Annotated in this window: 9 protein-coding genes; 8 read left to right on the forward strand and 1 reads right to left on the reverse strand. The window is 40.9% G+C overall.

From position 1 onward, the window contains the following. Positions 1–146 precede the first annotated feature (146 nt). The 7 genes from BIV59_RS17755 (at position 147) to BIV59_RS17780 (ending at position 7719) form a co-directional block, all read left to right on the forward strand. Entirely contained in the window at positions 147–1895 is a 1749-nt protein-coding gene (locus tag BIV59_RS17755) for an ABC transporter ATP-binding protein (RefSeq protein WP_071352793.1), read from the forward strand. A 37-nt stretch (positions 1896–1932) separates the two neighbouring features. After that, positions 1933–3663, forward strand: coding sequence for an ABC transporter ATP-binding protein (locus tag BIV59_RS17760; RefSeq protein ID WP_139194411.1), 1731 nt, complete (start codon positions 1933–1935; stop codon positions 3661–3663). 204 nt (positions 3664–3867) lie between these two features. After that, complete coding sequence (locus BIV59_RS17765; RefSeq protein ID WP_071352795.1) at positions 3868–4221, forward strand: PadR family transcriptional regulator; 354 nt, start codon at positions 3868–3870, stop codon at positions 4219–4221. A gap of 198 nt (positions 4222–4419) precedes the next feature. Then, entirely contained in the window at positions 4420–4674 is a 255-nt protein-coding gene (locus tag BIV59_RS17770) for a type B 50S ribosomal protein L31 (RefSeq protein ID WP_071352796.1), read from the forward strand. Between the two features lie 115 nt (positions 4675–4789). Then, positions 4790–5806: an ATP-grasp domain-containing protein gene (locus BIV59_RS17775; protein WP_071352797.1), complete on the forward strand. Its 1017-nt coding sequence runs from the start codon at positions 4790–4792 to the stop codon at positions 5804–5806. 106 nt (positions 5807–5912) lie between these two features. Further along, positions 5913–6077 (forward strand): hypothetical protein, encoded by a 165-nt coding sequence (locus tag BIV59_RS23810; protein ID WP_170846189.1) that lies wholly within the window; start codon positions 5913–5915, stop codon positions 6075–6077. A 310-nt stretch (positions 6078–6387) separates the two neighbouring features. Further along, entirely contained in the window at positions 6388–7719 is a 1332-nt protein-coding gene (locus tag BIV59_RS17780; RefSeq protein WP_071352798.1) for a GntP family permease, read from the forward strand. Between the two features lie 70 nt (positions 7720–7789). Here BIV59_RS17780 and BIV59_RS17785 read toward each other — a convergent pair whose 3' ends face one another. Beyond that, the gene (locus BIV59_RS17785) at positions 7790–8284 is read right to left on the reverse strand and encodes a hypothetical protein (RefSeq protein WP_071352799.1); all 495 of its coding nucleotides are present in this window, start codon (positions 8282–8284) and stop codon (positions 7790–7792) included. A 431-nt stretch (positions 8285–8715) separates the two neighbouring features. Here BIV59_RS17785 and map point away from each other — a divergent pair, with 431 nt between their 5' ends. Next, positions 8716–9459 carry a type I methionyl aminopeptidase gene (gene map, locus BIV59_RS17790; protein WP_071352800.1) on the forward strand — a complete coding sequence of 248 codons (744 nt, stop codon included), beginning with the start codon at positions 8716–8718 and terminating at the stop codon, positions 9457–9459. The last annotated feature ends 151 nt before the right edge of the window (positions 9460–9610 follow it).

Raw genomic sequence — 9610 nt, forward strand, 5'->3', positions numbered from 1 at the left:
CCTTACACTCCAATCAACCTAGTTTAACAACTGGATAGATTCACAGAACAATTAAAAAACAACAATCTTTAAGAAATGAGCCTTTTAAAATAATGACATGAAGATGAAAGGATCCCTATTGGCCTTTGGGGAGAATGGTGACAGACATGAAAAAGATTTTTTCGTTTTTAAGGCCTTATCGCATCCCGATGGGCTTTGCCGTCATTTTAATGCTTGTTGAACTGGGCGTCGAACTGCTTCAGCCGCTGTTAATGGCAAAGATCATTGATGAGGGTATTTTGAAGAAGGATTTATCGGTGGTCATGCTATGGGGAATGGTAATAGTAGGGGTATCTTTGTTTGCATTTGCGGGTGGAATCATCAATTCCTTCACTGCCTCACATGTCTCACAAAGCTTTGGTTATGACATTAGAAAGCAATTATTCGAGAAGGTTCAATCATTTTCGTTTACCAACTTAACAAAATTTCCTACGTCATCCTTGATTACAAGGATGACGAATGATGTGACCGTCCTTCAGAACACGGTTTTTATGAGCTTGCGGATCATGATGCGGGCGCCCTTGATTGTCATAGGAGGAGCCATTATGGCATTGACTGTGAATGCGAAATTAGCGCTCGTATTGGTCATTTCCATCCCTATCCTTGTTTTGTTTATTTCTCAAGTGATGAAACATGCTGGAAGGCTATTCCGAACTGTTCAGGGAAAGCTGGACGGCGTCAATAGTGTGATGCGTGAAAATCTGACCGGGATGAGATTGATTAAGGCTTTTCTCCGCAATGATTATGAAGAAGACCGTTTTGATAAGGCGAACGATACTTTAAGAGAAAAAACGTCCTCATCACTCCGTCTTATTGAAACCACAATGCCTGTTTTGCTGATGGTGATGAATATTTCTGTTCTCGTCATTCTATGGATCGGATCAAAGCATATCCAAACTGGTGACATAAAAGTCGGGGAAGTAGTGGCGATTGTGAATTATGCTACCAGAATAACAGCATCATTTTCTGTTTTTTCCTGGCTGATCATGTCATTATCAAGAGCCAAGGCTTCCGTTGAGAGGGTGAATGAAGTATTTGACACAGAAGTTGATTTGCTGGACACAGCAGAATGCAGGGCAGACAATGATGTGAATATGGGAAAGGTCGAATTTCAATCTGTTTTCTTTTCGTATCCTGGGAGCGAAGAACCTGTTTTAAAGAATATCAGCTTCACTGCAGAAGCAGGGGAGACTGTGGCCATCCTAGGTGCCACTGGTTCTGGAAAAACCTCGCTGTTCCAGCTTATTCCCCGTCTTTTTGATGTGAACCAGGGAACCATTATGCTGGATAACCTTGATATAAAGTCATTTAAGCTTGATCATCTTCGTAAGCAGATCGGGTATGTGCCACAGGAAGCCCTTCTTTTTTCAGGGTCGATCAGGGAGAATATTGCCTGGGGAAAGGAAGGGGCATCTTCTGAAGAAATATTGGAAGCAGCCAAAAATGCTCAAATTCACGAGTCAATCATGAAGCTCCCTAACCAGTATGATACATTGCTGGGCCAAAAAGGCGTTAATCTATCTGGAGGGCAAAAACAGAGGCTTTCCATTGCCAGAGCACTAGTGCGGCGCCCGAAAATCCTGCTCTTGGATGACAGTACGAGCGCACTGGATTTGAAAACAGAAGCAAAGCTTTTAACAGCACTCAATCAATATACATCAACCATATTGATCATAACCCAAAAAGTCAGCACAGCAATGGCAGCAGATTCCATACTTCTTATGCAGGACGGGGAAATGATTGCAAAAGGAACGCATGAAACCCTGTTAAGCGGGAATGAACTGTATCAGCAGATTGCCGCATCACAGTTTGGAAAGGAGGGCATGCACATTGAGAAGAATAGCTCATCCTTCTAATGCAGGCAAAAATAAAAATTCGAAACCAAAAAACGCCATGAGAACGATTCGATTGATCTGGAAATACCTGGCCGTAAAAAAAGGAATGCTCGCACTTGTCCTGCTTATGGTCGTAGCAAGCTCAGCATTCGGGTTGCTTGGTCCATACCTTGTCGGCAGGGCTATTGATCATAATATTGTGGAAAAAAACAGCAGCGGGCTTATTGGCTTGCTTTGTGGTTTGCTTCTCGTTTACATCCTGTATTCCCTTACTACCTGGCTGCAGAATTATTGGATGATTGGAATCGCCCAGGAAACGGTGTATACGATGCGGAATCAGCTGTTCAGGCATCTTCACATGCTTCCTATTCCGTTTTTTGATAAGCGTCAGCATGGTGAACTGATGAGCCGGGTTACCAATGATATTGAAAACGTAAGTTCAACGTTAAACAGCTCAGTCATCCAGCTATTCTCAAGCCTTCTTACTCTATTGGGCACGATCAGTGTAATGTTATGGCTTAGCCCATTGCTCACCCTGCTCACTTTATTGATCGTGCCGCTGATGTTCTTCGGCATGAAGTGGATTACCGCAAGAACAAGCAGGCTGTTTCAGCAGCAGCAGCGCAACATTGGCGAGCTGAACGGATTTATTGAAGAAACAATGTCAGGGCAGAGGATTATTAAGGCTTTTTCACAAGAAGAAAAGGTGACCGCTGACTTTATTGCCAAAAGCGAAAAGCTAAAAAAATCCGGTTATCTTGCCCAGGCCTATTCGGGTTTCATCCCCAAACTGATGAACACACTGAATAATCTCAGCTTTGCGATCATTGCGGGAGTAGGAGGGTTCCTTGCGGTAAAAGGGATGATTTCAATTGGAGTTATTGTTATTTTTACCGAGTATTCCAGGCAGTTCACACGACCTTTGAACGACTTGGCCAACCAGTTTAATACCCTGCTTTCGGCAATTGCAGGAGCTGAGCGTGTATTTGAAATATTAGATGAAGAAGTTGAGGAGAAGGATGAAAAGAAATCCCTCGTTTTTGAAAAAATAGAGGGCGAAGTAAATTTCGAACATGTATCATTTTCTTATGAAAAAGGAAGCAGCACTATTGAAGATGTTTCCTTCCATGTGTCACAGGGAGAAACAGTGGCGCTTGTGGGACCGACGGGAGCGGGTAAGACCACGATCATTAATTTGCTGTCAAGATTTTACGAGCCTGATTCAGGCAGCATTTTCGTCGACGGTTATGAAATTACCGAGGCTAAACGGGCCAGTCTGCGCCGTCATATGGGTTTTGTTCTGCAGGATTCGTTCCTTTTCCAGGGAACAATCATGGAAAATATCCGGTATGGAAGGTTGAATGCAACGGATGAAGAAGTCAGGGAAGCTGCAGAAATGGCAAATGCCCATTCTTTTATCACCAAACTTCCCAATTCCTATAAAACCGTTCTTAAACAGGATGGAGGAGGAATCTCACAGGGGCAAAGGCAGCTCCTTTCCATCGCACGCGCACTATTGGCAGACCCTTCAATTCTGATCCTGGATGAAGCAACAAGCAGCATTGACACAATAACAGAGTTGAAGATCCAGGAAGCACTAAAGCGCCTGATGAAAGGAAGAACAAGTTTTGTGATTGCCCACAGGCTGAACACCATTCAGCAGGCAGATCAAATACTTGTCCTGCAGGAGGGGCGGATTATTGAAAGAGGCTCACATGAAGAGCTTTTAAATAAAAAAGGATTTTATTATGGACTTTACAGCAGCCAGCTGGATAAATCGATATCATGAATTTATTTAGCGGGCGGACACCGGAAAAAGGGAACATTTTGTTTCCTTTTTTCATTTTCCGGCTGTGTACGCCATTCACTTTTGCTGATATTCCTTTTCCGGGAGAGGATTTTAGTTCTAGCATGATTGATTTGTACCAATAAAAGGATTAATATATCGCTAGACGATATATGGCAGTTCGAAGCAACGCTAGGGGGCTTAATGATGAGAAAGAAAGCTGAAAATTACTTGCCGCTTACACATTCCACTTTTTATATTTTGCTTGTTTTAGGAGAGCCGCTGCATGGATATGGCATTATGCAGAGAGTGGAGGAAATGAGCAATGGAGAAGTAAAACTCGGTCCTGGTACGCTGTACGGCGTACTCAGCAAGCTTGAAAAAGAAGGACTTATTGTGAAAATAGATGGACAGGAGAACGAGCAGGAACGAAGAAAAAGCTATATCCTTACCGATCTTGGGAAAGTTGTCGTTACCCTGGAATATAAGAGGCTTCAATCACTGGTTGAAAAATGTGAGTCTTTCATTAATAATTTAGGGATTTTATCTGAAAAGCCATAGAATCTTATGCGCAATCCATGATAAAGGCAGCTTTATCTTTTGATTGACCAGTTTAATTCTGGATTAACAGGGAATTAAGTATAAAAACTGTAAGTGATGTGGATTTTTGGAGATGCCATAAAGTGTGGAGCATATCATTTGATAATCGTAATCATTCCGGTTATACTATGTATATAATCTAAAAATGAGGTGATTATCTTGAGAGAAACCATACATCCTGATTATAAGAAAGTAGTGTTTATGGACACAAACAGCGGCTATTCATTCATAGGCGGCTCTACAAAGACTTCTCAGGAAACTGTTGAATGGGAAGATGGAAATACCTATCCGCTATTGAAGGTAGAGGTCAGCTCAGACACGCATCCTTTTTATACAGGCAGGCAGAAGTTTGCCGACCAAGGCGGCAGAGCCCAAAAATTCATTGAAAAATATAATTTAAATAAAGAAAACTAATATATATGGAAAAGGGAATCGGTACAAATGCCGATTCCCTTTTTTTATGTTTAATTATACGAATATTTGGAATATGATAGAAGTGAAATACTTCATAGAGAGGGATTAGTAATCAATGAAAAAAAGAATTTGGTTTAATCGCTGGTTTTCTGCTGCTTATCATTTTATTGAGGCAATTAAATATAATGACGATGGTGTGGCTTATCAAATCTATGGAACCCATCCAAATGAAGATACCGTTTATTTTCAGGTTTGTGATCACTCAGAAACGGAACCTGAGCTTGAGGAGGAGGAATATGTTCAGTTTTGTCTGGATTACTGCCTAAAACATAACATTGATATTTTTATTCCCTATCATCATGCCCTGGCGATTTCTGGATCTATCAGCAGGTTCCATGCAGCGGGCATTTCTGTTTTGGTAAGTGATAATTATTCACTTATGGACATGATTTCACATAAAGGAAAACTCTATGAAAAATTCAGCCGCAATGCCTTGACAAGATTGGTGCCTGAGTATAGGGTAGTTAATACCGCAAAGGAATTTACCGAGGCATACCAAATGCTGAAAGCGAAGGGGAAGACAGTGTGCCTGAAGCCGGACAGCGGCAGGGGCGGTGAAGGCTTTCGCATCATTCGGGGCAGCAAGGATTCAATAAAGGATTTATTTGGCCATCTGAGCCATGAAATGGCTTACGAGGATGTGTATGAAATCCTATTGACAGTCCCGCAATTTGATAGCCTGATAGTCATGGAGTATTTAGAAGGATATGAATACAGCATCGACTGCCTGGCATTCAATGGAAAGCTGCTTGCTGCCGTTCCAAGGAAAAAAGCGGGCGGAAGAATAAGAAGCCTGGAGAATGTGCCTGAGCTTATGCAGATTGCCCTTGAAGTAAACCAAGAGCTGAATATCCCATATGTCTTTAATATTCAGGTCAAGTACAGCAAAGGTGTTCCTAAATTGCTTGAGATTAATCCGCGGATGTCTGGCGGTCTGCATATTTCGTCTCTCTCGGGGATCAATTTCCCTTATCTTGCGGTAAAGCTGCTCACAACAGGTGGTGCAGATGTGCCAGTCCCTAATTTAAGGGTAACGGCCACACACATAGAGAAGTCGGTTGTATTATCCTGATTTCATTCAGTTTATGGATTTTTATAGAAGAAAAAAATGAATCATGGGTAAAAAACTCTTCACAGCCGTCGATAATACTCTAGTAAGATGGAAGGAGAGAATGAGAATGTTAGTTGCTGGTTATTATTTTTTAAAAGAGAGAGAAAGGTTCCAAAAAGAGAGGGCCATTTTGGACTCAATGACTGGAATTACAGAATCAGAAGTTGCTGTTATGGACGATAGAGAACTAATGGAGATCTATCAGAACTGCAAGGAACTTGTTACTGCTTAATTAAAATTATTCGCTGTTACACTGCCAATTGACATACTGGGTGTGATTTTCTCATCCTGGTTATATATAGTTTACCGAACAGGCCGGAAGCATTTCCGGTCTTTTTCTTTTAGATTTTATGAAAAATGGATAAATAATTTTTTTTCGAACAAAGTAATTGATTAAAGAAAATTTTTTTCATATAATTTCATTAGCCGCTGAAAATGCTTTCAACTATTTAAGCGAGAAATATTAGCTCATATTTTACTGTACTGTAATATTATTCAATAAAGTCAGTGGTAACTTTTTAAGTGAAAGGCGGAATTTGCGCATGGATACACATATATACCATTTAATTGCTACACTGCTTGCTATCGCCATTGTTATTTTAGGTGTGTCATGGTGGAAATGGCATGCATTTATTAGTTTAACCGTTGCGAGCTTATTCCTTGCCATCGTGTCCGGGCTATCCTGGGATAAAATTGTAAGCGGCTTCGAAACAGGTGTGGGAGGGGTTCTCGGACATCTTGTCGGTATTTTGGCACTTGGGACCATATTAGGAAAGATGATGTCAGAGTCCGGTGCCGGGATACAGGTTGCAGACTTTTTTGTCCGTAAATTCGGTGTCAAAAAACTGCCATGGGCCATGCTTTTGTCAGGATTTATCATTGGTATTCCTGTTTTCTTCGAGGTAGGCATTCTGATTGTGCTTCCACTGGTTATTTCCATACACAAAACAACTAAACAAAATATTTTACTGATTTCATTGCCGGTTATTGCCGGATTATCTGTTGTCCATGGGCTAGTGCCTCCGCATCCCGGAGCAATGGCTGCAATCGGAATTTACAATGCAAATGTCGGGAAAACGCTTCTTTATTCTTTAATCATTGCCATTCCTACTGCAATCATTGCAGGGCCTATATTTGCCAGCTGGATCCATAAACGGGTTGTTCCAGAAGGAGAGCCAGAATTGATCCGGGTAAATGCAACTGCCAAAAAGCTGCCTGGAACAGGTATTTCTTTCTTCATCATTCTTCTTCCAGTCATCTTAATGGTTCTTTCTGCAGTTGCTCCATATTTGCATCTCGCAGCAGCTTTTGTTAAATTTCTTGGATTTATCGGCAGTCCGCTTATCGCACTTTTGATTGCATGTTTTGCAGCATTTTATTTCCTTGGCTTCCGCCAGGGAAGGGACAAAAACCTGCTTAAACGCTATACAGAGGAATGCTTGCTTCCTGTAGGTTCAATTTTGCTGATTATCGGAGCCGGCGGCGGATTTAAACAAATTTTGATTGATAGCGGTGTAGGTACGACGATAGCTCAAATGTCCGAAAACCTTTCGCTGTCTCCGCTTGTATTAGCATTTCTTATTGCCGGGTTGATCAGGATTGCTACAGGGTCAGCTACTGTTGCCTTAACAACTGCAGCAGGCATTGTTTCCCCTGTTATCGAGCATATGTCAGGTGTCAATCTTGAATTGCTTGTAATCGCTACCGGGGCTGGTTCACTGATGTTCTCGCATGTCAATGATGCAGGGTTCTGGATGGTCAAGGAATATCTTGGATTATCCGTGAAAGAAACATTTAAAACATGGACGGTATTAGAAACCATTCTTTCGTTTGTTGCATTTGCGGGAGTATTGATAATTAATATGTTCGTATAATAAAAAGCAGCCTTTCTGTTTTTCGGGGAAAGGCTGCTTTTTATTTTTACATATTATGTCTGAATAATGTTTATGCAAAAGTTGCATGAATCATAAAAACAAGAATAAACACAATTGCAAGCTTAAAATGGAGTTTTCTATCGTTTCTTTTGAAACGCTTAAATCCCATAATAGAAAGGAACCCCAATACAATTACTCCCAGCATTCCTGTCATATAAGTAAAGTCAAGGGTAAAGCCCCTTAATATGGCCAATGTGCCATGCAGCAAAACCAGAGCCGCTGAAACCAGTGCTATGGGAGCATGCCACTTCCGCACATATTTAGCCAGAATATGCAGTACCTTTCCTGGTTTGAAACTTCTCCACTCAGCTTTTTTTAGCTTTTTCCATTTTAGAAGCAGAAAAACCGGGTAAACAGCTGCTGCTGCAAAGAAACCTATCCTCGCTATAGATCCAAGCTGTTTGAAAATACCCTTATACCAATGACTATCACTATGCATTAAAGTGTGATAGTCAGCATAGGTAAACAATAGTCCAGCTGCCAGCAGGATACCTGCCCCTGCCAATGCTAAACTTGTAAATACTCTTTCTTTTGGATTAGGAATATAAAATGAAAGAAAGCCTTTAGATTTCGAAGAATTAGTTGCAGGTTTAATGGAAAATCAGCTCCTTGTGAATTCAATGCAGAATAGATAATTTTGCTTCATTATAAACAATTGCTATTAAGATGGTATTAAAATTTAATTAAAATTTCTGAAAGGATAAATTGGCAAAAAGGCCTTCAATAAACTTGGATGAACCACATGAAAAAGATGTGCATTTTTCTATCGGTATCACTGAAACCTAAAGGGATTATTTACTGAGCAAGGAAGTAAAATATACGCATTATTGGTATTAGTATCTACCTTTCTATTTATGGATATGAAAGTCATTCTGTTTATGCTAAAGTCTAAATGGAATACTAACTATAAGATACTTTATAAAGTGAGGATATAAGATGATTGCAAAGACTGAAGAAGATTTTAAAGGACTAAAAGATATTGGTAAAATTTGCGGAGAGATTCGAGATGAACTAGTTTCTCGCACCAAACCTGGAATTACTACTAAAGAACTTGATGAAATTGCAGGAGATATGTTTGAAAAAGCAGGAGCACAGTCTGCACCAAAAGGTGAATACGATTTTCCTGGATATACATGCATTAGCATAAACGAAGAAGTGGCGCACGGGATTCCGGGGGAACGTGCTATTCAGGAGGGGGACCTCGTGAATATTGATGTTTCAGGTTCAAAAAACGGGTATTTCGCAGATACAGGCATTTCCTTTGTGGTTGGGAAGGGAGAAATGATTCTGCAAAAACTATGTGATGCTGCAAAAGAAGCATTCGACGCGGGACTTCAGAAGGCAAAACCAGGTGCAAAAAAAAGCGCGCTTGGAAAAGCCGCACACAAAGTAGCGAAACAGCATGGTTTAACGGTTATAAAAAATCTTACAGGCCACGGTATCGGGCGCTCAATTCATGAAGCGCCGGATCATGTTTTTAATTACTTCACACCCTGGGATGACGAAATTCTGAAAGAAGGAATGGTCATTGCCTTCGAACCGTTTATCTCTACACGTGAAGAAGAAGTTTTTCAATCTGAGGATGATGACTGGACCTATTTAACTGATGATAGCTTTGTGGCACAATACGAACATACAATTATCCTTACAAAGGAAGGCCCCATTATTACTACATTGTAAGAGCACTAATCCATAATCATTTTTATTATAAGCTGTTTTCGTAAACTTTGTTGCTATGAAATAAGGTGGTTTATTTCCGTTCCAGGATGCTCGCTTTCCGTGGGGCGGGCGGTGAGCCTCACAAGCAAAGCTTGCGGGGTCTCACCTTCCC

Origin of the sequence: Bacillus sp. MUM 13 (assembly GCF_001866725.1) — a bacterium.
Classification (GTDB): domain Bacteria; phylum Bacillota; class Bacilli; order Bacillales; family DSM-1321; genus Peribacillus.